We start from the raw sequence: 23,234 nt of genomic DNA, 5'->3' as shown, positions 1-23,234 counted from the left end.
GCCTGGAACTCAGGTGGGACATTCAGTCGGACTGCGATCTTCTCCGACTATGTGGAGCGAACCTTTAGAAGCCGTTGCGGCCAAGCACGCTTCCCTGGGGCCGCCCGTAGGGCGGCGATGGGATCGCCATGTGGGCTGCCCTTAGCGCCGTCGACCAGCGCTCGCGCAGATCGTGGAAATAGGGCTCGCCGACATCGATGCGATGGACGACCTCCGTCGCCAGCGCGTCGCGCCGGATCACCACGATGTCGATTGGGAGCCCGACGCTGAGATTCGACCGCATGGTCGAGTCCATCGAGATCAGCGCGATCTTCAGCGCGTCGTACAGGTCGGTGCCGTGTGAGACGGCGCGGTCGAGGATCGGCTTGCCGTATTTGTGCTCGCCCACCTGCAGGAAGGGCGCGTCGTGCGAGCATTCGATGAAGTTCCCGGCGGAATAGATCATGTAGAGCCGCATCGGCCCCCCCTTGATCTGCCCCCCGAAGAGGAAGGACACGTCGAACCTGAGCTCCGCCTCCTGCAGCCCGGGGCCATGGATGGCTCGAACCTGGCGGATAGCCCGCCCGACGAGCTGGGCGGCCTTGAACATGGTCGGCGCGTCGTGAATCGTCTCGAGCTGACCCGTATCGGGGTTCTCCGTGCCTTCCTGGAGGAGGCTGATCACCGCTTGCGAGACGGACAGGTTTCCGGCGCTCGCCAGCGCCAGGGCGCGATCACCCGGCGACACGAAGAGGTGCAGCTTGCGATAGGTTGATATATTGTCGAGCCCGGCATTGGTGCGGGTGTCGGCGATCATGACGAGGCCGTCCCTGACGAGCACGCCGACGCAATAGGTCATCTGTTCTCCTGGGCGGTCCTGCCCGCAGCTCAGCTCTGCGTCTGAACCTGCCGGCGAGCGGTATCCACTCTCAGGCGAACGTCAAGCTTCTCGCCGCCGCCGCCGCGACGGCTGCCGCGGATGGGGGCTGCTCCGAGATAGTCGAGCCCGATGGCCACCCGCACATGGGCCTCGGTCGTGCTGATGCTGTTGGCGGGGTCGAAGCCGATCCAGCCGAGATGCGGCACCTTGGCCTCCGCCCAGGCATGGCCCGCTTCCTGGTCGGCGACGCCGTCGGCGCGGTGAAAGTAGCCGGACACGTAGCGGGCGGGAATGCCGAGGTGGCGCGCGCAGGCGATGAAGATATGCGTCAGATCCTGGCACACGCCCCGACCCAGCGAGAAGGCCTGCGTCGCCGTCGTGGCGGCGTCGGTCGGATCCGTGTCGAACGCGATCGTCCGGTGGATCGCGGACATGACGGCGTGCAGGGCCCCCAGCGGGTCCCGGTCTGCATGGCGCCCGTGCTCGGAGGCGAAGGTGCGAATGGCGTCGTCGGCGGCGGTCAGCGGCGTCTCGCGCAGGAAGACCGGATCCGGCACCCGCTCCACCGTCCCGCGCACCATGCCTGCCGTGTCGTGCGTCTCGACATCGCCTATGACCGCGATGGTGAAGTCCTCGACGGGGTGGTCGGGCGCGAAGTCGTGGCAGAGATTGCCGAAGGCGTCCTCGAACGGCTTGAGCCGGCCCTCCACGCTGGGTTCCAGGCGCCACCAAAGGATGTGCTGGCTCTCGCTGTCCCGCGGCGTGAGCCGTAGGATCTGCAGCACCGAGCGGGCAGGGCTCTCGTAGATGTAGCGGGTCTGGTGCGAGATGCGGATCCGCATGGGTCTCGAGAGGGAACGTCAGCTCAGATACTGCTCGGCGATGGCCAGGCCGAGGCGATTGTTCTCGTCGATGAACTCGGTCACGAATTCATGCAGGCCCCGGGAGAAGATCTCGTCGATGCTGGATGACGAGAGACGCGCGCGCATGCCGGTCGCGATCCGCTGGCTCGGGCCGCGCCGGCCATAGGCGTCGGCGATCAGGTCGAGATAGCGCACGAGGATCTCGTAGCAGTTCGCGAACGAGCGCGGCATCTGCCGGTTCAGGATCAGGAGATCGGCCACGAGCCACGGCTTGACGCTCTCGCGGTAGACCCAGTGATACGCGGTGAGTGCCGAGACCTCGCGTAGGATCGTGGTCCATTGGAAGTAGTCGAGGCTGCCGCCGACGCGCTCGGTCTCGGGTAGGAGCAGGTAGTATTTCACGTCGAGGATGCGGGCGGTATTGTCAGCGCGCTCGATGGCGCTCCCGAGCCGGGTGAACCAATAGGCATCGTTCCGCAGCATGGTCCGGTAGGCCGAGCCGTCGATGGTGAGGACGACCCGCTTCACCCAGTCGAGGAAGCGCGCGAACTCCTCCTGGCTGATGTCGTTGTCGTATTTCTTCATCTCCAGCCAGGCGCAGTTCAGGTCGTCCCACATCTCCGAGGTGAGCGCGGTCCGCACGGACCTTGCGTTCTCCCGCGCGGTCTCGATGCAGCTGCGGATGGAGGATGGGTTTCTTGGGTTGAAGGCGAGGAAGTCGCGGACCGTGTCCTCGTTCGCGACGGAGTAGAGCGACCGGAAGAGCTCCACGTTGCCGGCCGAGGCGAGGGCGGATTCCCACTCGTTCCGCCCGCCGGAGTAGCTTTGCGGCAGCGTGGTCAGTCGCAGGGTCGCATCCAGGATGCGCGCGACGAAATCGGCGCGCTCCGAATAGCGCGAGAGCCAGAAGAGGGAATCGGCGGTGCGGGAAAGCATCGGGGAGGCCTTGCTGGTGGGAGCCGGGCGGTTCGGTCAGGCGGGGAGCGCTCAGCCGTCCAGGACCCAGGTGTCCTTCGTTCCGCCTCCCTGGCTCGAATTGACGACGAGCGAACCCTCCTTGAGCGCGACCCGGGTGAGGCCACCGGGCACGATCCTGATCTCGTCCGCGCCCGAGAGGACGAAGGGCCGCAGGTCGACATGCCGCGGCGCGACCCCGGAGGCCACGAAGGTGGGACAGGTCGAGAGCGAGAGCGTCGGCTGCGCGATGAAGTTCTCCGGGTTGTGCTTCAGCTTGCGGGTGAACTCGTCCAGCTCCCTCTTGGAGGCGTGCGGTCCGACGAGCATGCCGTAGCCGCCCGAGCCGTTCACCTCCTTGACGACGAGCTCGGACAGGTGTGCCAGGACATGCGACAGCGCCTCCGGTTCGCGGCAGCGCCAGGTCGGCACGTTCTTCAGGATCGCGTCCTCCCCGGTGAAGAACCGGACGATCTCCGGCATGTAGGTGTACACCGCCTTGTCGTCCGAGATTCCCGTCCCGACCGCATTGGCCAGGGTCACGTTGCCGGCCCGGTAGGCTCCCATAATGCCGGGCACGCCGAGGATCGAATCCGGCCGGAAGACGAGGGGGTCGAGGAAGTCGTCGTCGATTCGGCGGTAGATGACGTCCACCCGCGTCGGTCCCTGGGTCGTGCGCATGTACACGCGCTCATCCTTGACGAAGAGATCGGACGCCTCCACCAGCTCCACCCCGAGTTTGTCGGCCAGGAACGAGTGCTCGTAGAAGGCCGAATTGTAGCGGCCGGGCGTGAGAAGGGCGACGACCGGGTCGCGCGCCACGCTCTCGGGCGCGACGGAGCGGAGGGTCGCAAGAAGGGCGTCCGGATAGTTCTCGACCGGGGCGACGTGGTGCCTGGCGAAGAGCTCGGGAAAGAGCCGCATCATCACTTCGCGGTTCTCGAGCATGTAGGATACGCCCGACGGCGTTCGGGCGTTGTCTTCGAGCACGTAGAACTCGTTCGGTCCCACCCGGACGATGTCGATCCCGGCGACGTGGACATAGATGTCGTGCGGGATGGGGATGTCCTTCACCTCGAGCCGGTAGTGCGGGTTGCGATAGACGAGGTCGGCCGGGATGATCCCCGCCCTGATGCATTCCTGCGGCCCGTAGATGTCCTTCAGGAAGGCGTTGAGCGCCGCCACACGCTGCTTCAGGCCGCGCTCCAGGAACGACCACTCGGCCTTGGTGAGAAGGCGCGGAATGATGTCGAAGGGGATGAGCCGCTCGGAGGTCTCGTTCTCACCATAGACCGCGAAGGTGATGCCGATCCGGCGGAAGAAGAGCTCCGCCTGGCTGCGGCGGGTGTTGAAGAACTCGGGCGGTTGCTGCTTCAGCCAGGCGCTGAGGGCCTCGTACGGGGGGCGGACGCCATCGGTTCCGCTCCCGCTGCCGTTCATCTCGTCGAACGCTGCGCCTGCCATCGTCCCCCCGGGTGTAGTCTGCGACGCTAAACGCAAGTCGTGTTCCAGGGAAAGCGGAGTTTGGTGGTAGGTTCCGGCCAACACGTTCCCCTTGGTCTAAAGACCAGGGTACTCGCATCCGCATGCGGGGCGGCCAAGCCCGGGCGGGAGGACACCATGCTCGACCGATACGGCTATGCCACGCACGAGGTGCTGAACCAGCCGCCTCCGCTTTCGGATTACGACGCCTTCTCAAGCGACCCGGCGCTGGGCCGGATCGTGCATGCCTTCGGGGCAGACTGGGCGCGGCAGAAGCTCGAGGCGGCCGGGCGGACGGTCGGGAGCGCACATGTCCAGATGCTCGCGCGCCAGGCGAACCGCCACACCCCCGAACTCAGGACCCATGACCGGTTCGGCAACCGGATCGACCAAATCGACTTCCATCCGGCCTGGCATGAGCTGATGGGCCTGGCGATCGGACAGGAGGTGCATTCCCTCTCGTGGACGGACCGGCGCCCTGGTGCGCAGGTCGCCCGCGCCGCCCTGTCCTACCTCTGGAACCAGGGCGAGAACGGCATCATGTGCCCGATCCTGATGACCTATGCCTCCGTGCCGACGCTGCGCCGCGATCCGGCGCTTGCGGCGGAGTGGGAGGCCAAGGTCCTCTCGACCCGTTACGACCCGCGCCAGACCTCCGCGGCGGGGAAGACCGGCATCACGGTCGGCATGGCCATGACCGAGAAGCAGGGCGGCTCAGATCTGCGCCAGACCCAGACCTTCGCCGAGCGGGACGGCGAAGGCTGGCGCCTCGTTGGGCACAAGTGGTTCTTCTCGGTGCCGCACTCGGACATCTTCATCACCCTCGCCCGGACGGAGGCCGGCGTCTCGTGCTTCCTGGTCCCGGGCTGGCTTCCCGACGGTTCGCGCAACCACCTCATGATCCAGCGGCTCAAGGAGAAGGCGGGCAACCGTTCCAACGCCTCCTCGGAGGTCGAGTATCGCGGCGCCTACGCCCAGCTCGTCGGCGAGGACGGGCACGGCATCCGCGAGGCGATCTCGATGGGGCACCTGTCGCGGCTGGAATGTGCGCTGTCCTCTGGCGGGATCATGCGGCAGGCGATCTCGCACGCGGCGCACCATGTCGCGAACCGGCGCGCCTTCCAGCGCTCGCTCATCGACCAGCCGATCATGACGAACGTGCTCGCGGACCTGCAGGTGGAGGCGGTCGCGGCCGCCTGGCTGTCCTTCCGCGTGGCGGCGGCTTTCGACGGCGAGGCCGACGAGGCGGAGCGGCTGATCGGGCGCATCGCGGCGCCGATCGCAAAATACTGGGTCTGCAAGCGGGTCACGTCCGTCGTGACCGAGGCCCTCGAATGCCACGGCGGCAACGGCTTCATCGAGGATCACCTCATGGCGCGGCTCTACCGCGAGGCTCCGCTGAACGGGATCTGGGAAGGCACGGGCAATGTCATCTGCCTCGACGTGCTGCGCTCGATGCAGCGCGCGCCGGGCTCGCTGGAGGCGCTTCTTGCCGAGATCGGCCGGGCCGCGGGCGCGGATCGCCGCTTCGACGCGGCTCTCGCGGCGCTTCACGACGAGATCCGCGACCTCGCGGCTCACGAAGGCCAGGCGCGGCGTTTCATCGAACGCCTGGCGCTCATGCTGGCGGGAAGCCTGATTCTGAGGCACGAGCCGCCGGAGGTCGCTGACGCCTTCGTCGCGAGCCGGCTCGATGCCGGCTGGACGGGCGCCTTCGGCACGCTTCCCCGCGGCATCGATGCCGGAGCGATCGCCAGGAGCGCGGTGCCGCGCCTGCACTGACGGACGACGTTCAGATCAGCCTCAGTCCCTTCATGCTGGCATGGCCTTCGCGGCCGACGATGATGTGGTCATGCACCGCGATCCCGAGCGGCTTCGCCACGTCGATGATCTGGCGCGTCATCGAGATATCGGCCGAGGAGGGCGTGGGGTCGCCCGACGGGTGGTTGTGGACGAGGATCACGGCCGTCGCGGCGAGTTCGAGCGCCCGCTTCACCACCTCGCGCGGATAGACGGGCGTATGGTCCACCGTGCCGCGCTGCTGCAGTTCGTCCGCGATCAGGGCGTTGCGCTTGTCGAGGAAGAGCAGCCGGAACTCCTCGCGGTCGGAGAAGGCCATGGCGGTCCGGCAGTAATCCAGGACCGCGCTCCAGGAGGACAGGACGGGACGCTTCGCGACCGAGCCCCGCGCGAGCCGCTTGGCCGAGGCCTCGACGATCTTGAGGTCGAGCGCGACGCTCTCGCCCACGCCCTCAACCTCCGTCAGCAGATGCGGCGGAGCGGCCAGAACCTCCGCGAAAGAACCGAAGCGCTTGATGAGGCGCTTCGCGATCGGCTTCACGTCCCGGCGCGGGATCGAGCGGAAGAGCAGAAGCTCCAGGAACTCGTAATCGGCCATGCCCTCGCCGCGCGTCTCCGCGAAGCGGGCGCGCAGCCTGTCGCGATGGCCGAGATGATCGGGCGGGCCGGCCGGGTCAGAGCTCATCCGAAACCGCCCGACCCGGAGACTAGCCGGCGGTGGCGTAGGGCGGCTTGTGGTAGCCCTTCGGGGACAGCGTGAAGATCTCGACCCCGCTCTCCGTCACACCGACGCTGTGCTCGAACTGGGCCGAGAGGGAGCGGTCGCGGGTCACCGCGGTCCAGCCGTCGGACAGGACCTTCACCTGCGGGCGCCCGAGATTGATCATCGGCTCGATGGTGAACAGCATGCCCGGCTTCAGCGGGACGTCGTAGCTCGGCTCGACATAATGCAGGATCGTCGGCGCGTCGTGGAAGACGCGGCCGAGCCCGTGGCCGCAGAAATCGCGCACCACCGAGCAGCGCTCCTGCTCGGCAAGCGACTGGATGGCGGCCCCGATGGCGTTCGTGGTGCGGCCGGGCTTCACGGCTTCGATCCCGCGCATGAGGCACTCATGCGTGATGTCGCACAGGCGCGCCGCCCGTCGCGGCACCTCGCCGACGAAGTACATCCGGCTCGAATCGCCGTACCAGCCGTCGAGAATGAGGGTCACGTCGATGTTGAGGATGTCGCCTTCCCGCAGCGGCTTGTCGTTCGGGATGCCGTGGCAGACGACGTGGTTGATCGAGGTGCAGATCGATTTCGGGTAGCCGCGATAGAGCAGCGTCGCGCTGTAGGCGCCATTGTCGCGCGCGAAATCGGAGACGAGCGCATCGAGGGCCTGGGTCGAGACGCCGGGCTTCACGTGCTCCACGAGCAGGTCGAGCGCCTCCGCGGTGAGGCGGCCGGCACGGCGCATGCCTTCGAAGGCTTCGGGCCCGTGCAGGGGCGGCTCGGCCCTCCGCTCGGTCTGGGTGGCTGTATCGTAACTCATGGGGCTGACGACGTATCTAGTCGCCGCCCGGGCGGAAGCAAGCGCCGCGTCGGGCCGGGCTGGGTTGCGGGCCGGCGAGAGGGGTGCGATGAGCACGCCATCCGCACCCGCCTGCCGGACCCTGATAACTCATCGGAATGATCGAGGCAGCCTCCTACGGCGCCTATGCCCCAAAGGGCATCGTCCGCTTCCTCATCGACTGGACGCGCTCGCTGCCGGACACCTGGCTCGCGCGCCGCGCCGTCATCCTGGTCCGCCGCTTCGTCATGCGCCGGCTCGACGGAGCGCCGGTCGACATCGAGGCCTGGGGCGTTCGCATGCGCGTTCGGCCCTACAACAACATCTGCGAGAAGCGGGTGCTGTTCACGCCGCAGACCTTCGACGCCGCCGAGCTCGCGATCCTCGCCGCCGACATCCGCGAGGGCTACGTCTTCATCGACGTCGGGGCGAATGTCGGAGCCTATTCGCTGTTCGTCGCATCCCGCGCCGGGCCGTCCGCCCGCATCCTCGCGGTGGAGCCGCAGCCGGAAATCTACGACCGCCTCACGTTCAACATCCGCCTGAACGCGTTCCCGACCATCAAGGCGATCGATTGCGCGGTGGCCGAGAAGACCGGCGAGGTGACGCTGTTCCTCGACCCGAACAATGCCGGCGAATCGAGCCTCAAGGTGGTGTCCTGCGGCGGCGCGACGCCGATCCGGGTGGCCGCCCGCACCCTGCTCGACCTGATCCAGGGCGAGGGCTACGAACGGGTGGACGCCATCAAGCTCGACGTCGAGGGCGCCGAGGACCTGATCATCGAGCCGTATCTCGCCAAGGCGCCGTCCCGGCTCTTCCCGCGCCTTCTCATCCTGGAGAACGGGCTTGCGCGCTGGCAGATCGATCTCGCCCGCCTCCTGGAAAACAAGGGATATGTATTGAAGGCGAAGACGCGCCAGAACCTCGTCTTCGAGCGAGCCTGCGGAGAGACCCTGGATGGCTGAGGGAACCATCACGGCGGCGCTGCTCGTCATCGGCGACGAGATCTTGTCCGGCCGGACCAAGGACAAGAACATCGGCTATGTCGCCGAGTACCTGACCAATCTCGGCATCGACCTGCGCGAGGTCCGGGTGGTGCCGGACGTGGAGGAGGAGATCGTGGGCGCCGTGAATGCGCTCCGCTCCCGCTACACCTACCTGTTCACCACGGGCGGGATCGGCCCGACCCATGACGACATCACGGCGGATTGCGTCGCTAAGGCATTCGGCGTTCCGATCGACGTCGATCCGCGCGCAGTCGAGATGCTGCTCCAGCGGATGAGGCGCGAGGACCTGAACGAGGCGCGACTGCGCATGGCGCGCATCCCGCACGGGGCGGAGCTCGTCGAGAACCCGATCTCGCGCGCGCCGGGCTTCAGGATCGGCAACGTCATCGTGATGGCGGGCGTCCCGGCGATCATGCAGGCGATGCTGGACAACGTGGCGCCGGGCCTGGTGAAGGGCGAGCCGGTCCTCTCCGAGACGATCGAGGCTGCCGGGCTGCCGGAGGGGCTCTACGCGGCCGGCCTCGGCGAGATCGCGAAGGCCTATCCCGGCCTGTCGATCGGCTCCTACCCGTCCTATTCGCCGTCCGGCTTCACGAACCAGATCGTCGCGCGCGGGCGGGACAGGGCGGCGCTCGCCGAAGCCGCGGCGAGGATCCGCGCCATGCTGGACGGCTTGCGGGCCGGGCAGAGCTAACCGTCAGGCCGCGCGCTTCCTGGCCCGCCGCGGCTTCTCGGCCGTAGGCAGGAGCTGGTCGATCCGGGTGATCTCCGCCCAGGGATCGCGCTTCAGCTTCGCGAGCCTCTCGCCGAGATTGGCGATCGTGAAGTGGTTCGGGGCGAGGTCCGGCGACAGCTCCGACCAGGCAAGCGGAACCGAGACCGGTGCCCCCGGGCGCGCGCGGGTCGAATAGGCGGAGATCGCGGTCGCGCCGCGGCCGTTGCGGAGGTAGTCGACGTAGATCAGCCCCTTGCGGGCCTGCTTGGAGGCCTTGGCGATGTAGCGGTCGGGCGCGTCGGCCTCCATGGCGAGCGCCAGCGCGTGGGCGAAGGTCTTCGCCTCCGTCCAGTCCGCCTTGGGGGTGAGCGGCACCACCACGTGCAGGCCCTTGCCGCCGGTCGTCTTCACGAAGGATTCGAGCCCGACACCCCGGAGCCGTTCACGGACGTCGCGCGCCGCCGCTATCACGTCGGTCCAGGCGACACCCGGGCCGGGATCGAGATCCATGGTGATACGGTTCGGCCGGTCCACGTCCCCGATCGTCGCGCCCCAGGGGTGGATCTCCAGCACGCTCGCCTGGACGAGCGAGACGATGCCCCGGATGTCCTCGACGTAGAGGACCTCTTCCTTGCCGCCCTCGTCGCGGATTGTCTCGCGGCGGATGGCGTCGCCGAGCCCGGCCCAGGAATGTTTCTGGAAGAAGCAGCCCTTCTCCGCTCCGTTCGGGCAGCGCACGAGCGAGAGCGGCCGTCCCGCCACATGCGGCAGGATCCAGTCGGCGATCTCCTCGTAGAACCGGGCCAGGTCGAGCTTGGTGATCCCCTCGTCCCATAGAACGCGGTCGGCATGGGTGAGGGCGACGCCCGCGACCTCGCCGCCACACTTCGAGCGGATCGAGGCGGCGCGTCGCGGCGGCGGTGCCGTCTCCACCTCCACCTTGTCCTTCGGCACCTCGCGGACGACCTCGTCGGCCGTCTTGTCGTCCCGTAGCCCCTTGAACGAGGCGTGCCGGAGATGGCGGTCGGCGGTCCAGCCCCGGAACTCGACCTCGGCCACGAGCTTCGGCTCGACCCAGACCACGCCCCGGCGCTCGACCGCCGCGAGCTTCGCCGGGAAGGGGGAACTCGCGCGCTTCAGAGGTTCGAGCTTGCGGTAGATTTCGCGGGCGGATTCGGCCGTGAACCCAGTTCCTGTCTTGCCCGCATGCTTGAGCTCGCCTCCTTCGTAGTAACCGAGCACGAGCGAGCCGACGGCACGGGCGGAGACTGTCGAGGGCACGTAACCTGCGACCACGAATTCCTGGCGCTCGGTGCACTTGGTCTTGAGCCAGTCCTCGCCGCGCCCGGAGCGATAGGGCCGGTCCCGGCGCTTGGAGATCACGCCCTCTAGTCCGAGTTGGCAGGCGCTCCTGACCATCGCGGCGCCATCGGCCTCGATATGCTCGCTGAGCCGCAGGAACCCGTCTTTCGCCGGCGGCACGAGCGCTCCGAGCCGCGCCTTGCGCTCCTCGAGCGGCAGCGTCCGCAGGTCATGGCCGTCGAGATAGAGGAGATCGAAGGCGTAGAAGACGGCGTTCTTCGCCACGCGCCCGTGCTCGTCGGACAGCGCGTTCTGCAGCGCGGAGAAGTCGGAGACGCCGTTCTCGTCGACGATCACCGCCTCGCCGTCGAGGATGGCGGTCTCGACCGGCAGGGCGGACACGGCCTCCGCGATGTTCGGGAACCGCGCCGTCCAGTCGTGCCCCCGCCGGGTCAGCATGCGGACGGTCTTGCCCGACTTGAAGGCGAGCAGGCGGTAGCCGTCCCATTTGATCTCGTGGATCCAGTTCGGCCCGCGCGGCACCTGGTCCACGAGGGTCGCCAGACAGGGCTCCAGCGTCTCCGGCATAAGCGCCTTCGTGCCGCCCTTCGCGAGCTTCGCGACGTCAGGCGAAGGCTCGCCGTTCGGGTCGGAGGCCGCCTCGTCCCCGCGCGGGTTCCTCTCTTCGCCGCCGGCCTTCCGGGAGGCCTTCTTAGCGGCCGTCTTACCCTCGGCCCGCTTCTCCTTCCGCTCCTCAGCAGCCATGCCGCGGTTCGAGTTCCACACCGCGCTGTTCCGGTCGTTCGCGATCTCGTCGAGGCTGCGGCCTGTGGCGACCGAGAGCGGCATCTCCTCCAGGATGTCGGGATCGCCCGGATGCCGGGCGAACTCGTCGTCCGACTTGATGAGAAGCCAGGCCTCCTGCTTCTCGCGCGGCCGCGGCTTCAGCCGGACCAGGTGGAAGCGGCCGTGCAGCTTCTCGCCATCCAGGCGGAAGTCGAGATGGCCTTTGGCCATGCCCTTACGCGGGTCGCCTTCCGGCTCCCAGCGGCCGCGGTCCCAGATGAGCACCGTCCCGCCGCCATACTGGCCCTTCGGGATGGTCCCCTCGAAGCCGTTGTACTCGATCGGGTGGTCCTCGACATGCACCGCGAGCCGCTTCTCGCCCAGGATTAGACTCGGTCCCTTGGTCACGGCCCAGCTCAGCATCACGCCGTCGAGCTCGAGCCGCAGATCGTAATGGAGGCGGGTCGCGGCGTGTTTCTGGATGACGAAGGAATTCCCCGAATCCTTCGCCGGACCGCCCTTCGGCTCCGGGGTTTTCTCGAAGTCGCGCTTGGCGAGATAGGCGGCAAGCTTGGCCATGGCCCGAGTCAAGTCGGATCGCCCGAAGCTGTTCCGCTCAGGTCGTGCGGGCGGACAGGCTTCGTTTCTTGCGCGCGACCGTCCCGGGCAGGTAAAGCCGGGCGCCCGGCTACCTGGCTCGGGCCGTGCGCTGCCCGGACGAAAGCACCCTCAGCCCCATGAACGCCAATATCTTCCAGCGCATCTCCGACGCCATCGCGGATACGAGCAAGGTCGCGATCGAGACGAGCGCCGGGCAGCGCTATACCTATGAGGACGTGATCCTCGAATCCGGGCGCCTGGCGAACGCGCTTGCGGATCGCGGCGTGAAGCCGGGGGACCGCGTCGCCGTCCAGGTCGAGAAGTCGGTCGAGGCGCTGATCCTCTATCTCGCATGCGTGCGTGCGGGAGCCGTCTACCTCCCTCTCAACACCGCCTACACCCTCACCGAGCTCGAATACTTCATCGGCGATGCCGAGCCGGCGCTCGTGGTCTGCGACCCGGCCAAGCGCGAGGGGCTCGCCCCGGTTGCAGAGCGCGCAAAGGCCGCACTCGAGACGCTCGACAGGGAGGGCAGGGGCTCGCTGGCCGATCTCGCCAAAGGCGATTCACGAGCCTTCCCGACGGCGATCGTCGGCGAGGACGACCTCGCGGCCATCCTCTACACCTCCGGCACGACCGGCCGGTCCAAGGGCGCGATGCTGACGCACGGCAATCTCGTCTCCAACGCGCTGACGCTGAAGGACTACTGGCGCTTCACCTCGCAGGACGTGCTGCTGCACGCGCTGCCCATCTACCACACGCACGGGCTCTTCGTGGCGTCGAACGTCACTCTCCTCTCCGACGCGTCCATGATCTTCTGCCCGCGCTTCGATCCCGACGAGATCATGCGCCTCATGCCGCGGGCCACCGTGATGATGGGCGTGCCGACCTTCTATACGCGGCTCCTCAGGCATCCGGGGCTGACGAAGGAGGCGACCGCGCATATGCGCCTCTTCGTGTCGGGCTCCGCACCGCTTCTGGCCGAAACCCATCGCGAGTGGAGGGAGAAGACCGGCCACGCCATCCTCGAGCGCTACGGCATGACCGAGACCGGGATGAACACCTCCAACCCCTATGACGGCGACCGGATCGCCGGCACGGTCGGGTTCCCGCTACCGGAGGTCGAGATCCGGGTGGTGAACCCCGACACGGGCGAGGACCTCCCGGCGGGCGAGGTCGGCATGATTGAGGTGCGCGGCCCCAACGTGTTCAAGGGCTACTGGCGCATGCCGGAGAAGACCGCGGCCGAGATCAAGCCGGACGGCTTCTTCATCACGGGCGATCTCGGGAAGGTCGACGAGCGCGGCTATGTCCACATCGTCGGGCGCGGCAAGGACCTGATCATCACGGGCGGCTTCAACGTCTACCCGAAGGAGGTCGAGACCGAGATCGACCTCCTGCCCGGGGTCGTCGAGAGCGCCGTCATCGGCGTGCCGCATCCCGATTTCGGGGAAGGCGTGACGGCGGTGGTCGTGAAGGAGAAGGACGCCGCGATCGACGAAGCCGCGGTGCTCGCCGCACTGGAAGGGCGCCTCGCCAAGTTCAAGCTGCCCAAGCGCGTCCTCTTCGTGGACGACCTGCCCCGGAACACGATGGGCAAGGTGCAGAAGAACGTGCTTCGCCAGGAGAACGCGGGCCTTTACGGCGGCGCCTGAGCTCCGCCTGGTCAGGAGAGCACGCGCTCGACCTTGCTGACGGCCGGCTTGGCGCGGAGCTCGGACACGATCGCGTTCAGATGCTTCAGGTCGAAGACCGAGAGATCGATCGTGACCTCGGTGAAATCGGGCGTGCGCCGCTTCATCGATACGTTCTCGATGTTGCCGTCATGGTCGGCGATGACCTGCGCGATCGTCGCAAGGCTTCCCGGCTCGTTGATCGATTGCAGCGCGAGCCGGCTCGGAAAGCGGCGGCCCTGGCCTGGCTCGACGTCCCAGCGCACGTCGATCCAGCTCTCGGGATCGTTGTCGAAAGCCGCGAGCGCCGGGCTCTGGATCGGATAGATCGTCACGCCCTCGCCCTTGGTGAGGATGCCGACGATGCGATCGCCGGGCACCGCGCCGCCATTCGGGGCGAAGCGGATCGGCAGGTCCGAGTCGATGCCGCGGATCGGAATCGCGTTGGCGGACGGGGCGCTCTGGCCGTTGGGTCCGGGCGTCCCCGAACGCGCCTCCTCGCGCGCCTCGCCGACCGTCCGGCGCTCCTCCTTGTAGTCCGGATAGACCCCGCGCACCACGTCGCCCGAGAACATCTCGCCGCGGCCCACGGCCGAGAGCACGTCCTCGATGGAGGAGCGGGCCAGGCGGGGCAGGGCGGCCTTCAGCTTGTCGTCGGAGAAGGCCTTGCCGGCGCGCTGGAAGGCGCGTTCCAGGATCTGGCGGCCGAGCCCCGCATATTGCTTGCGCACCGAGGCGCGGGTTGCCCGGCGGATCGCCGCGCGGGCCTTGCCGGTCGCAACGAGCCCCTCCCAGGCTGGCGGCGGTATCTGCCCGTCGGCGCGGACGATCTCCACCTCGTCCCCGTTCTGCAGCTCGTTGAACAGCGGCGACATGCGGCCGTTGATCTTCGCGCCGACGGCCGAGTTTCCGACATCCGTATGCACCGCATACGCGAAGTCGATGGCGGTCGCGCCGCGCGGCAGGGCGATGAGCCGGCCCTTCGGCGTGAAGCAGAAGACCTGGTCGTGGAAGAGCTCGAGCTTGGTATGTTCGAGGAACTCCTCCGGGCTGTCGCCCTCTGCCAGGAGCTCGACCGTGCGGCGCAGCCACTGGTAGGCGCGGCTCTCCGCTCCGAGCTGCGCGCCGGACGTCACGCCCTCCTTGTACAGGGCATGCGCCGCAATGCCGTATTCGGCGACCTCGTCCATCTCGGGAGTGCGGATCTGCAGCTCCACGCGCTGCGATTGCGGCCCGATGACGGTGGTGTGGAGCGAGCGGTAGTCGTTCTGCTTGGGCGTCGAGATGTAGTCCTTGAAGCGGCCGGGAACCATCGGCCAGGCGGTATGGACGATTCCGAGGGCCTGGTAGCAGTCGCCGATCGTATCGACGAGGATGCGGAAGCCGTAGACGTCGGACAGCTGCTCGAAGGCGAGCGACTTGCGCTCCATCTTGCGCCAGACCGAATAGACCCTCTTCTGCCGCCCGATCACCTTCGCCTGGACGCCCTTGGCGGCCAGCTTCTCCTTCAGTGCGCTCTCGATCTCGTCCACGAGGCCGACATTGCGTTCCGTCAGCTCCTTCAGGCGTCGGTTGATCGTGTCGTAGGCCTCGGGATTGAGGGTCTTGAAGGCGAGCTCCTCGAGCTCGTCCCGGATCTCCTGGATGCCCATGCGGCCGGCGAGCGGCGCATAGATCTCGAGTGTTTCCTCGGCGATGCGCCGGCGCTTCTCCGGCGGCATGAAGCCGAGCGTGCGCATGTTGTGCAGGCGGTCGGCGAGCTTGACGAGGAGGACGCGAAGATCGGCCGCGATGGCGAGCAGCAGCTTGCGGAAATTCTCCCCCTGCGCGGCCTGCTTGGAGACGAGGTCCAGCTTCTTCAGCTTGGTCAGCCCGTCCACCAGCGACCCGATCTCCGGCCCGAACAGGCGGTTGATCTCGTCGAGGGTGGCGCCCGTATCCTCGATCGTGTCGTGCAGGACGGCCGCGACGATGGTCGCGCAGTCGAGCCGCATGTCCGTCAGGATCGCCGCGACCTCGAGCGGATGCGCCACGAAGGGATCGCCGGAAGCACGCTTCTGGCTCCCGTGCGCCATCATGGCATAGACATAGGCCCGATTGAGCAGAGCTTCGTCGGCCGCCGGGTCGTAACGCTTGACCCGCTCGACGAGCTCGACCTGACGCATCATCGAGAGTTCAGGGCCTCATCATCTCTGGTTGCATGCCTCCGATATCGGTCAGCGATGCTGCTCTTTGCAAGGCAAGACTGCAGGCCGGTGCGCCTGGATGCGGGCGAGCAAAAGAAAAGCCCGACCGAGCGGCCGGGCTTGATCGCATCGGATCGGTCGAGAGGCTCAGCCCTCGTCCTCCTCCGTCTCGGCGGGGGGAACCAGCCCTTCGAGGCCGCGCAGGAGATCCTCCTCGCTCATCTTGTCGAACTGGACGTCGGTATCGTCCACGGCGGACGAGGGGGCGAGCACGGTCGTGCCGCTGATCATCGGCACGGCCTCGGCCTCCGGCTCGTCGACCTCGACATATTTCTGCAGCGAGTGGATGAGCTGCTCCTTCAGGTCCTCCGGCGTGATCGTCTCCTCGGCGATCTCGCGCAGAGCCACCACCGGGTTCTTGTCGCGGTCGCGGTCGATGGTCAGAGCCGCTCCCTGCGAGATCATCCGGGCGCGGTGGCTGGCGAGCAGCACCAGCTCGAACCGGTTCTCGACCTTGTCGATACAATCCTCGACAGTGACGCGCGCCATGCGGCGGCTCCTTGCACTTCGCACTAATGGGGATGATCGACAGATAGCGCGGCCGGCCCTGAACTGCAAGGCGAGAGGCGGAGGAGAGAAGCCGACGGGCGCTGGCGGCGTTGGCGGAGGTGGCAGGCCGCGCAACCGTGACGCGCTTCCGCTTGACTCTGCGCGGAGCCCGATGCGACCTCGCGCGCAACTTCAGGGCGGAAACAGGGACGCATGCGAGCACTCATCTTCCCGGGGCAGGGCAGTCAGGCCGTCGGAATGGGACAGGCGCTGGCCGATGCGTACCCCGCCGCCCGCGCGGTGCTGGACGAGGTCGACCAGACACTCGGGCAGAATCTCTCCGGCCTGATGCGCGACGGCCCCGCTGACGAGATCAACCTCACGGCCAATGCTCAGCCGGCCCTCATGGCGGTGAGCGTCGCCGCGCTGCGGGTCCTCCAGGCCGAGCTCGGCCTCGATCTCACGCGCGACGTGGCCTTCGTGGCCGGGCATTCCCTCGGCGAGTACTCGGCGTTGGTTGCCGCAGGCTGCCTCGGCGTCGGGGATGCGGCGCGGCTGCTCCGCATCCGTGGAGAGGCCATGCAGAGGGCGGTTCCGGTCGGGCAAGGCGCGATGGCAGCGCTCCTGGGGCTGGACCGCGAGCCCGTGGAGGCGATCGCGCGAGAGGCAGCGCAGGACCAGGTCTGCGACGTCGCCAACGACAACGGGCCGGGGCAGGTGGTCGTCTCGGGCCACGCCGCGGCCGTGCAGCGCGCGGTGAGCATCGCGCAGGGCAGAGGTGCGCGTCGGGCCGTGATGCTGCCGGTTTCCGCGCCCTTCCACTGTGCGCTGATGGCGCCCGCCGCAGACGCGATGCGCGAAGCGCTCGCCGGGGTCGCGATCTCGGCTCCAGCCGTGCCGGTGGTCGCCAATATCGAGGCGGCGCCGATCAGCGATCCGGAGGCGATCAGAGACGCGCTCGTGCGCCAGGTGACCGGAACCGTTCGCTGGCGCGAGAGCGTCGACCGCATCGCTCGGGACGGCGTGGACGTCTTCGTCGAGGTCGGGGCCGGCAAGGTCCTGGCCGGGCTGGTCAAGCGCATCGCCCCGGGTGCGAAGGCCACCTCCTTCGGGCAGCCCGGCGACCTCGAGGCCGTTCGGCCTCTTCTCACAGCGTGAGCGACGCTATGTTCGATCTCGACGGCCGCAAGGCCCTGGTGACCGGCGCGACCGGTGGCATCGGAGGCGCGGTCGCCCGGGCCCTCCACGCCCGCGGCGCGACGGTCGCTCTGTCCGGCACCCGGCAATCGGCTCTGGACGAGCTTGCGACGGCGCTCGGCGAGCGCGTCCACGTCGCCTCCGCCGATCTGGGAGAGATGGATTCGGTTGAGGCGCTGGTGCCTGCCGCCGAGGCCGCGATGGGCGGTCTGGACATCCTGGTCAACAATGCGGGCGTGACGCGGGACAATCTCCTCCTGCGCATGAAGGACGAGGAGTGGGAGACGGTCATCTCCGTCAATCTCACGGCCGCCTTCCGCCTCTCGCGCGCGGCCGTGAAGGGGATGATGCGCCGCCGCTACGGCCGCATCGTCAATATCGGGTCGGTCGTCGGCGCGATCGGCAATCCCGGCCAGGTCAACTACGCGGCCTCGAAGGCGGGGCTTGTCGGGATGACGAAGGCCCTCGCGGCCGAGGTCGCCGCCCGCGGCATCACGGTGAATTGCGTCGCGCCGGGCTTCATCGAATCGCCGATGACGGACGGTCTGACGGAGGCCCAGAAGGCCGGGCTCCTCGGGACGATCCCGATGGCGCGGCTCGGCACGGTCGGCGACGTTGCGGCCGCGGTCGTCTATCTCGCCTCGGCTGAAGCCGCCTATGTCACGGGCCATACACTGCATGTGAACGGCGGCATGGCCCGCCTGTGAGCCGGCTGCCGGCCGCCCTCGTCACCGTCAGGACGCTGTGCTAGGGAGCCTCCCGGCCGTCCCGGGGCTTGACCAGGGGCAAAAATGCAGGTTTGCACCGGCAACTATCTCGGGCGGGCGTCGGCGGTGTCGCCGATCCTGTGGCCGGGGTTTCGGGCCGCCGGCGAGCGGACATTTTCCGGCCAAATGAAACGGGGACAAGATGAGCGATATTGCTGAGCGGCTGAAGAAGATCGTTGTCGAACACCTTGGCGTCGAGCCCGAGAAGGTGACGGACAACGCCAACTTCATCGACGATCTCGGCGCGGACAGCCTCGACACGGTCGAGCTCGTCATGGCGTTCGAGGAGGAGTTCAACGTCGAGATCCCGGACGATGCGGCCGAGACGATCGTCACGGTCGGCGATGCTATCCGCTTCCTCGAGAAGAACGCGGGCTGAGACGAGGGGAGCGCTACGTCGCGTGACGCGGCGCTCGGCCCGGGGGCAAGTATGCGACGTGTGGTCGTCACCGGCCTGGGTATGGTCACCCCGCTCGGCTGCGGGGTCGAGCCGACCTGGAAGCGGTTGCTGAGGGGCGAGAGCGGGGCAATCCGCGTCGACAGCTTCGACGTGTCGGACCTTGCCTGCCAGATCGCCTGCACCATCCCACGCAGCGGCGAGGGTGCCTACAATGCCGACGACTGGATGGATCCGAAGGACCAGCGCAAGGTCGATCCCTTCATCGTCTACGCGATGGCGGCCGCGAAGCAGGCTCTCGACGATGCGGGCTGGGAGCCCGAGACGCAGGAAGACCAGTTCGCGACCGGCGTCCTGATCGGCTCCGGCATCGGCGGCATCGGCGGCATCTACGACGCGTCCGTGACGCTCCTCGAGAAGGGGCCGCGGCGCATCTCTCCCTTCTTCATCCCGGGCCGCATCATCAACCTGGCCTCGGGCTATGTCTCGATCGCGCATGGGCTGAAGGGTCCGAACCATGCCGTCGTCACGGCCTGTTCGACGGGCGCGCACGCGATCGGTGACGCTTCGCGCCTCATCGCGCTCGGCGATGCGGACGTGATGGTCGCGGGCGGCACCGAATCGCCGGTGAACCGGCTTTCCCTGGCGGGCTTCGCGGCCTGCCGGGCGTTGTCGACCGGGTTCAACGACAATCCCACCAAGGCGTCGCGCCCCTATGACCGCGACCGCGACGGTTTCGTCATGGGCGAAGGGGCCGGGATCGTAGTGCTCGAGGAGTACGAGCACGCGAAGGCGCGCGGCGCGCGTATCTATGCGGAGATCGTGGGCTACGGCCTGTCGGGCGACGCCTATCACATCACCTCGCCGGCCGAGGACGGGGACGGGGCCTTCCGCTGCATGCAGGCGGCCCTGAAGCGCGCCGGCATCGCGCCGAGCGACATCGACTACATCAATGCGCACGGCACCTCGACGCCGCTCGGCGACGAGATCGAGCTCAAGGCGGTGGAGCGCCTCGTCGGCAACGCGGCGGGCAAGCTCGCGATGTCGTCCACGAAATCGGCGATCGGGCACCTGCTCGGGGCCGCCGGCTCCGTCGAGGCGATCTTCGCCGTTCTCGCCATCCGCGACAATGTCGCGCCGCCGACGCTCAACCTCGATAATCCGTCCGTCGAGACCGCGATCGACCTGGTTCCGCACATGTCGAAGCCGCGGCCGATCGACACCGTGCTTTCGAACTCTTTCGGATTTGGCGGCACCAACGCCTCCCTCGTCTTCCGGCGCGCGGCATGACATGATCTGTGCCGCTGCGCTTCTCCCACGCCATTTCGCCATATTGGTCTGGGAGAGCGGGGCAGGGGCTCGCGGTGCCAGCGGCCCGAAGTAGCATCCGCATGTTCGGCAGATCGAAGAACAATCCGACCCCGCCTCCCGCTCCGAGCCCGGCTATCCCGCCGGCTCCGGGCCGCTTTGCGCCGAAGAGCCCCAACGAAGCGCTGAAGCCGTCCGCCCCGCCCCCGCCGCCGCCCCCGCGCGTCCGCCGCCCCCGGGGCGGGATGCTCTCGCTGATGAGCGGAGTCATGACGCTCGGGCTCGTGATCGCGGCGGCGCTGGTCTTCGGCCTGCTGACGCTCGAGCGCCAGGTCGAGGCGCCCGGCCCGCTTGCGCAGGACAAGGTGGTGCTCATCCCGAAGGGCACCGGCACCTCGGAGATGGCGGAGCTTCTCGCCCGGGAGGGCGTGATCACGAGCCCGAACCTGTTCGAGCTCTACGCCTATCTCAACCGGAGCAAGGGCCAGCTCAAGGCCGGGGAGTTTCAGTTCAAGGCCGGAACGAGCATCGAGGACGCGATCGACACGCTCATTCAGGGCAAGGCGATTCAGCACGCCCTGACGATCCCGGAGGGACTCACCAGCGAGCAGATCGTCGCCCGCCTTCGCGACAACGAACTCCTGACCGGGACGATCAACGAGGTCCCGCGCGAGGGCACGCTCCTGCCGGAGACCTATTACTTCGAACGCGGCACGAGCCGGCAGCAGCTCATCAACAAGATGCAGGCCGAGGCGCGCGAGGCGCTCGTCAAGGCCTGGGCGAAACGCGCGCCGGACCTGCCCATCAAGACCGCGCCCGAACTCGTGATCCTCGCTTCCATCGTCGAGAAGGAGACGGGCCGCGCGGACGAGCGCCCGCGGGTCGCGAGCGTGTTCCTGAACCGCCTCGCCAAGCGCATGAAGCTGCAATCCGATCCGACGATCGTGTACGGGATCGTCGGCGGGAAGGGGACCCTCGGCCGCGGCATCCTCCGCTCCGAGATCGAGCGGGCAACTCCCTACAACACCTATGTCATCGAGGGCCTGCCGCCGGGCCCGATCGCGAATCCGGGGCGGGCCGCGCTCGAGGCGGTCGCCAACCCGCTCAAGACCCGGGACCTCTATTTCGTTGCGGACGGGACGGGCGGACACGCCTTCGCGGAGACCCTCGAGCAGCACAACCGCAACGTCGCGCGCTGGCGGCAGATCGAGAAGGCGCGCGAGGCGGCTGGCAGCGGGCAGCCCGAGGTGGACCGGGTGGAGCCGCCGCCCCTGCCGGACGGCCGGACGGACCTCTATCTGGCACCGGGACAGGCGCGGAACGCGGCTGCCGATCCCGGCAGCGTTTCGGCGATCGCCGGTGCCGCCGCCCTCGGGCCCGCCCGCGGCTTCGACGCGTCCGAATGGACTGAGCGCGACCCGCTCCGCAACCAGAACTGGGACCTGACCTCGGCCAAGAGCGTGCCGGCGTTCCAGCCACCGCCGGGAGCGCCTCCGGCCGAGACCGCCAAGCCCGAGCCTCGGAAGCGCCAGGCTGCCAAGCCGAGGCGGAGGCCGGCCTCGGCCGGGTCCGCCCAGGAGTCGGCCGCAACCGAGTGAGCCGGGCTGCCGAATCCGGCGGGTCAGGGGCCCGGAGCGCTTGAATCCGCGCTCCTGTCCGGGCATCGAGCAGCATGGCCGTAAACTCGATGACGGGCTTCGCACGCGAGGCGGGCGCGACCGGCGCGCTGAGCTGGGCGTGGGAGCTGAAGAGCGTGAACGGGCGCGGGCTCGAGGTGCGGGTGCGCGTTCCGCCAGGCTTCGACGCGGCTGGCGAGGATGCCCGCCGACAGATCGCGGCGGCCTTTTCCCGCGGCCAATGTCAATTGACCCTGACGCTTGCGCCCGCGAGCTCGTCGCCCCAGCTGCGCGTAAGTCGTGACGCCCTCCAGGCCCTCCTCGGGGCGATCGCCGCGATGAAGCTTCCCGACGACATACGGCCGGCCTCTCTCGACGGCTTGCTCTCGGTCCGGGGGGTCGTCGAGATCGAGGACGGGGGAGCGGTCCGCGGCGACGACGAAACGCTGCGGCGGGATCTCTCGGCCGCCCCGGGCCGGCTCGTTGCCGCGCTTGCCGCCGCGCGCGCAAGCGAGGGAGCCGCCCTGCACGCGGTCCTGCAGGGACAGCTGGCGGAGATCGGCCGGCTCGTCGAGGCGGCCGAGACTTGCCCCGCCCGCCAGCCGGACGCAGTCAGGGCTAGGCTTGCCGAGCAGGTTGCCGCCCTTCTTGCTGCCTCGGCCGCGCTGGATCCCGGCCGCCTGCACCAGGAGGCGGCGCTGCTCGCCACGCGTGCGGATATCCGCGAGGAGCTCGACCGGCTCAAGGCGCATGTCGAGGCCGCCCGTGAGCTGCTGGCCGCCGATGGCCCTGTCGGCCGCCGGCTCGACTTCCTGGCGCAGGAATTCGGCCGCGAGGCCAACACGCTCTGTTCGAAGGCGAACGACGTATCGCTCTCGCGCATCGGGCTGGAGCTCAAGGCTGTCGTCGAGCAGTTCCGGGAGCAGGTGCAGAACGTCGAATGAGCGGCAGGCAGGAAGCGGCAGGCGCCGTCGGACAGGGCAGGAGGGTCGGGCGGCGCGGCCTCATCCTCATCCTCTCCTCCCCTTCGGGTGCCGGGAAGACGAGTCTCACGCGGGCGCTGCGGGAGGAGAAGGAGCTCGGCCTCGAAGTGTCGGTCTCGGTCACCACGCGCGCCAAGCGCCCCTCCGAGATCGCCGGCCGCGACTACAACTTCATCTCGGTGGAGGACTTCATGGCCATGCGCGACCATGACGATCTTCTCGAATGGGCCGAGGTGCACGGCAATTACTACGGGACGCCGCGGCGGCCGGTGGAGCGGGCGCTCGGGGCGGGCACCGACATGATCTTCGACATCGACTACCAGGGCACGCGGCAGGTGCGCGCCACGATGGGCCCCGACGTCGTGACGGTGTTCATCCTGCCGCCCTCGATGGCCGAGCTGAAGCACCGGCTGGAGCGGCGCGCCGAAGATACCCGCGAGACGATCGAGAAGCGGCTCGGCAATGCCCGCGTGGAAATCGAGCGGTGGACGGAATATGATTACGTCGTGGTCAACGAGGACCTCGGCGCCTCCTTCGAGGGCCTGAAGGCCATCCTCTTCGCCGAGCGGCTGAAGCGCGAGCGCCAGGTCGGCCTGCCGGCCTTCGTCGACGGGCTCCTGGCCGAGAAGATCGCCTGAGC

20 protein-coding genes are annotated in these 23,234 nt (G+C 68.2%); 11 read left to right on the top strand and 9 right to left on the bottom strand.

The genetic code is table 11. From position 1 onward, the window contains the following. Positions 1 to 64: 64 nt before the first annotated feature. From HJG44_RS09565 to HJG44_RS09550, 4 genes are read right to left on the bottom strand one after another with little or no spacing between them, the layout of a single operon-like run. Entirely contained in the window at positions 65 to 838 is a 774-nt protein-coding gene (locus tag HJG44_RS09565) for a proteasome-type protease (protein WP_171218086.1), read from the bottom strand. 29 nt (positions 839 to 867) lie between these two features. Next, positions 868 to 1,701, bottom strand: coding sequence for a transglutaminase family protein (locus HJG44_RS09560; protein WP_171218085.1), 834 nt, complete (start codon positions 1,699 to 1,701; stop codon positions 868 to 870). A gap of 18 nt (positions 1,702 to 1,719) precedes the next feature. Continuing rightward, entirely contained in the window at positions 1,720 to 2,658 is a 939-nt protein-coding gene (locus tag HJG44_RS09555; RefSeq protein ID WP_171218084.1) for an alpha-E domain-containing protein, read from the bottom strand. A 51-nt stretch (positions 2,659 to 2,709) separates the two neighbouring features. Beyond that, complete coding sequence (locus HJG44_RS09550) at positions 2,710 to 4,140, bottom strand: circularly permuted type 2 ATP-grasp protein (RefSeq protein WP_171218083.1); 1,431 nt, start codon at positions 4,138 to 4,140, stop codon at positions 2,710 to 2,712. A 156-nt stretch (positions 4,141 to 4,296) separates the two neighbouring features. Here HJG44_RS09550 and HJG44_RS09545 point away from each other — a divergent pair, with 156 nt between their 5' ends. Beyond that, positions 4,297 to 5,940 (top strand): acyl-CoA dehydrogenase family protein, encoded by a 1,644-nt coding sequence (locus HJG44_RS09545; RefSeq protein ID WP_171218082.1) that lies wholly within the window; start codon positions 4,297 to 4,299, stop codon positions 5,938 to 5,940. 10 nt (positions 5,941 to 5,950) lie between these two features. Here the strand turns inward: HJG44_RS09545 and radC are convergent, their stop codons facing one another. Beyond that, positions 5,951 to 6,643, bottom strand: a complete 693-nt coding sequence (gene radC, locus HJG44_RS09540; protein WP_171218081.1) for a RadC family protein — start codon at positions 6,641 to 6,643, stop codon at positions 5,951 to 5,953. A 22-nt stretch (positions 6,644 to 6,665) separates the two neighbouring features. Beyond that, the gene (gene map / locus HJG44_RS09535; RefSeq protein ID WP_171218080.1) at positions 6,666 to 7,490 is read right to left on the bottom strand and encodes a type I methionyl aminopeptidase; all 825 of its coding nucleotides are present in this window, start codon (positions 7,488 to 7,490) and stop codon (positions 6,666 to 6,668) included. Between the two features lie 137 nt (positions 7,491 to 7,627). Between map and HJG44_RS09530 the strand changes: the two genes are divergently transcribed. After that, positions 7,628 to 8,473: an FkbM family methyltransferase gene (locus HJG44_RS09530; protein ID WP_171218079.1), complete on the top strand. Its 846-nt coding sequence runs from the start codon at positions 7,628 to 7,630 to the stop codon at positions 8,471 to 8,473. Next, entirely contained in the window at positions 8,466 to 9,209 is a 744-nt protein-coding gene (locus HJG44_RS09525) for a competence/damage-inducible protein A (RefSeq protein ID WP_171218078.1), read from the top strand. Before HJG44_RS09530 ends, HJG44_RS09525 begins: the two co-directional genes overlap by 8 nt. A 3-nt stretch (positions 9,210 to 9,212) precedes the next feature. Here the strand turns inward: HJG44_RS09525 and ligD are convergent, their stop codons facing one another. Continuing rightward, complete coding sequence (gene ligD, locus HJG44_RS09520; protein ID WP_171218077.1) at positions 9,213 to 11,897, bottom strand: DNA ligase D; 2,685 nt, start codon at positions 11,895 to 11,897, stop codon at positions 9,213 to 9,215. Between the two features lie 158 nt (positions 11,898 to 12,055). On the opposite strand from ligD, the gene HJG44_RS09515 reads away from it, so the two are divergent. Next, positions 12,056 to 13,573, top strand: coding sequence for a malonate--CoA ligase (locus HJG44_RS09515; RefSeq protein ID WP_171218076.1), 1,518 nt, complete (start codon positions 12,056 to 12,058; stop codon positions 13,571 to 13,573). Positions 13,574 to 13,584: 11 nt separating this feature from the next. Here HJG44_RS09515 and HJG44_RS09510 read toward each other — a convergent pair whose 3' ends face one another. Together HJG44_RS09510 and rpoZ are read right to left on the bottom strand one after the other, a co-directional pair. Beyond that, positions 13,585 to 15,759 (bottom strand): RelA/SpoT family protein, encoded by a 2,175-nt coding sequence (locus tag HJG44_RS09510; protein ID WP_171218075.1) that lies wholly within the window; start codon positions 15,757 to 15,759, stop codon positions 13,585 to 13,587. 165 nt (positions 15,760 to 15,924) lie between these two features. Beyond that, positions 15,925 to 16,326 carry a DNA-directed RNA polymerase subunit omega gene (rpoZ, locus tag HJG44_RS09505; protein ID WP_171218074.1) on the bottom strand — a complete coding sequence of 134 codons (402 nt, stop codon included), beginning with the start codon at positions 16,324 to 16,326 and terminating at the stop codon, positions 15,925 to 15,927. 213 nt (positions 16,327 to 16,539) lie between these two features. Between rpoZ and fabD the strand changes: the two genes are divergently transcribed. The 7 genes from fabD (at position 16,540) to gmk (ending at position 23,232) form a co-directional block, all read left to right on the top strand. Beyond that, the gene (fabD, locus tag HJG44_RS09500) at positions 16,540 to 17,484 is read left to right on the top strand and encodes an ACP S-malonyltransferase (RefSeq protein WP_171218073.1); all 945 of its coding nucleotides are present in this window, start codon (positions 16,540 to 16,542) and stop codon (positions 17,482 to 17,484) included. A gap of 8 nt (positions 17,485 to 17,492) precedes the next feature. Beyond that, the gene (gene fabG / locus HJG44_RS09495; protein WP_171218072.1) at positions 17,493 to 18,230 is read left to right on the top strand and encodes a 3-oxoacyl-[acyl-carrier-protein] reductase; all 738 of its coding nucleotides are present in this window, start codon (positions 17,493 to 17,495) and stop codon (positions 18,228 to 18,230) included. Between the two features lie 202 nt (positions 18,231 to 18,432). Continuing rightward, the gene (locus tag HJG44_RS09490; RefSeq protein WP_171218071.1) at positions 18,433 to 18,669 is read left to right on the top strand and encodes an acyl carrier protein; all 237 of its coding nucleotides are present in this window, start codon (positions 18,433 to 18,435) and stop codon (positions 18,667 to 18,669) included. Positions 18,670 to 18,720: 51 nt separating this feature from the next. Then, positions 18,721 to 19,977: a beta-ketoacyl-ACP synthase II gene (gene fabF / locus HJG44_RS09485; protein WP_171218070.1), complete on the top strand. Its 1,257-nt coding sequence runs from the start codon at positions 18,721 to 18,723 to the stop codon at positions 19,975 to 19,977. A 101-nt stretch (positions 19,978 to 20,078) separates the two neighbouring features. Beyond that, positions 20,079 to 21,593 carry an endolytic transglycosylase MltG gene (gene mltG / locus HJG44_RS09480; protein ID WP_171218069.1) on the top strand — a complete coding sequence of 505 codons (1,515 nt, stop codon included), beginning with the start codon at positions 20,079 to 20,081 and terminating at the stop codon, positions 21,591 to 21,593. A 74-nt stretch (positions 21,594 to 21,667) separates the two neighbouring features. After that, positions 21,668 to 22,555, top strand: a complete 888-nt coding sequence (locus HJG44_RS09475) for a YicC/YloC family endoribonuclease (protein ID WP_171218068.1) — start codon at positions 21,668 to 21,670, stop codon at positions 22,553 to 22,555. Continuing rightward, positions 22,552 to 23,232 carry a guanylate kinase gene (gene gmk, locus HJG44_RS09470; protein WP_171218067.1) on the top strand — a complete coding sequence of 227 codons (681 nt, stop codon included), beginning with the start codon at positions 22,552 to 22,554 and terminating at the stop codon, positions 23,230 to 23,232. Before HJG44_RS09475 ends, gmk begins: the two co-directional genes overlap by 4 nt. Positions 23,233 to 23,234 lie beyond the last annotated feature (2 nt).

The sequence above is a fragment of the Enterovirga aerilata genome (assembly GCF_013044135.1).
In the GTDB taxonomy this organism is placed as follows: Bacteria; Pseudomonadota; Alphaproteobacteria; order Rhizobiales; family Beijerinckiaceae; genus Enterovirga; species Enterovirga aerilata.
The sequence above is the reverse complement of the archived record's forward strand: the minus strand, read 5'-3'. Positions and strand labels throughout refer to the sequence as shown.

Bases quoted from the DNA above. Each gene is read 5' to 3' on its own strand.
- fabF (WP_171218070.1), top strand. From the start codon at position 18,721: ATGCGACGTGTGGTCGTCACCGGCCTGGGTATGGTCACCCCGCTCGGC.
- ligD (WP_171218077.1), bottom strand. From the start codon at position 11,897: ATGGCCAAGCTTGCCGCCTATCTCGCCAAGCGCGACTTCGAGAAAACC.
- HJG44_RS09550 (WP_171218083.1), bottom strand. From the start codon at position 4,140: ATGGCAGGCGCAGCGTTCGACGAGATGAACGGCAGCGGGAGCGGAACC.
- HJG44_RS09490 (WP_171218071.1), top strand. From the start codon at position 18,433: ATGAGCGATATTGCTGAGCGGCTGAAGAAGATCGTTGTCGAACACCTT.
- gmk (WP_171218067.1), top strand. From the start codon at position 22,552: ATGAGCGGCAGGCAGGAAGCGGCAGGCGCCGTCGGACAGGGCAGGAGG.
- rpoZ (WP_171218074.1), bottom strand. From the start codon at position 16,326: ATGGCGCGCGTCACTGTCGAGGATTGTATCGACAAGGTCGAGAACCGG.
- map (WP_171218080.1), bottom strand. From the start codon at position 7,490: ATGAGTTACGATACAGCCACCCAGACCGAGCGGAGGGCCGAGCCGCCC.
- radC (WP_171218081.1), bottom strand. From the start codon at position 6,643: ATGAGCTCTGACCCGGCCGGCCCGCCCGATCATCTCGGCCATCGCGAC.
- HJG44_RS09510 (WP_171218075.1), bottom strand. From the start codon at position 15,759: ATGATGCGTCAGGTCGAGCTCGTCGAGCGGGTCAAGCGTTACGACCCG.
- HJG44_RS09555 (WP_171218084.1), bottom strand. From the start codon at position 2,658: ATGCTTTCCCGCACCGCCGATTCCCTCTTCTGGCTCTCGCGCTATTCG.
- HJG44_RS09530 (WP_171218079.1), top strand. From the start codon at position 7,628: ATGATCGAGGCAGCCTCCTACGGCGCCTATGCCCCAAAGGGCATCGTC.
- fabG (WP_171218072.1), top strand. From the start codon at position 17,493: ATGTTCGATCTCGACGGCCGCAAGGCCCTGGTGACCGGCGCGACCGGT.
- HJG44_RS09525 (WP_171218078.1), top strand. From the start codon at position 8,466: ATGGCTGAGGGAACCATCACGGCGGCGCTGCTCGTCATCGGCGACGAG.
- HJG44_RS09515 (WP_171218076.1), top strand. From the start codon at position 12,056: ATGAACGCCAATATCTTCCAGCGCATCTCCGACGCCATCGCGGATACG.
- HJG44_RS09565 (WP_171218086.1), bottom strand. From the start codon at position 838: ATGACCTATTGCGTCGGCGTGCTCGTCAGGGACGGCCTCGTCATGATC.
- HJG44_RS09560 (WP_171218085.1), bottom strand. From the start codon at position 1,701: ATGCGGATCCGCATCTCGCACCAGACCCGCTACATCTACGAGAGCCCT.
- fabD (WP_171218073.1), top strand. From the start codon at position 16,540: ATGCGAGCACTCATCTTCCCGGGGCAGGGCAGTCAGGCCGTCGGAATG.
- HJG44_RS09545 (WP_171218082.1), top strand. From the start codon at position 4,297: ATGCTCGACCGATACGGCTATGCCACGCACGAGGTGCTGAACCAGCCG.
- HJG44_RS09475 (WP_171218068.1), top strand. From the start codon at position 21,668: ATGGCCGTAAACTCGATGACGGGCTTCGCACGCGAGGCGGGCGCGACC.
- mltG (WP_171218069.1), top strand. From the start codon at position 20,079: ATGTTCGGCAGATCGAAGAACAATCCGACCCCGCCTCCCGCTCCGAGC.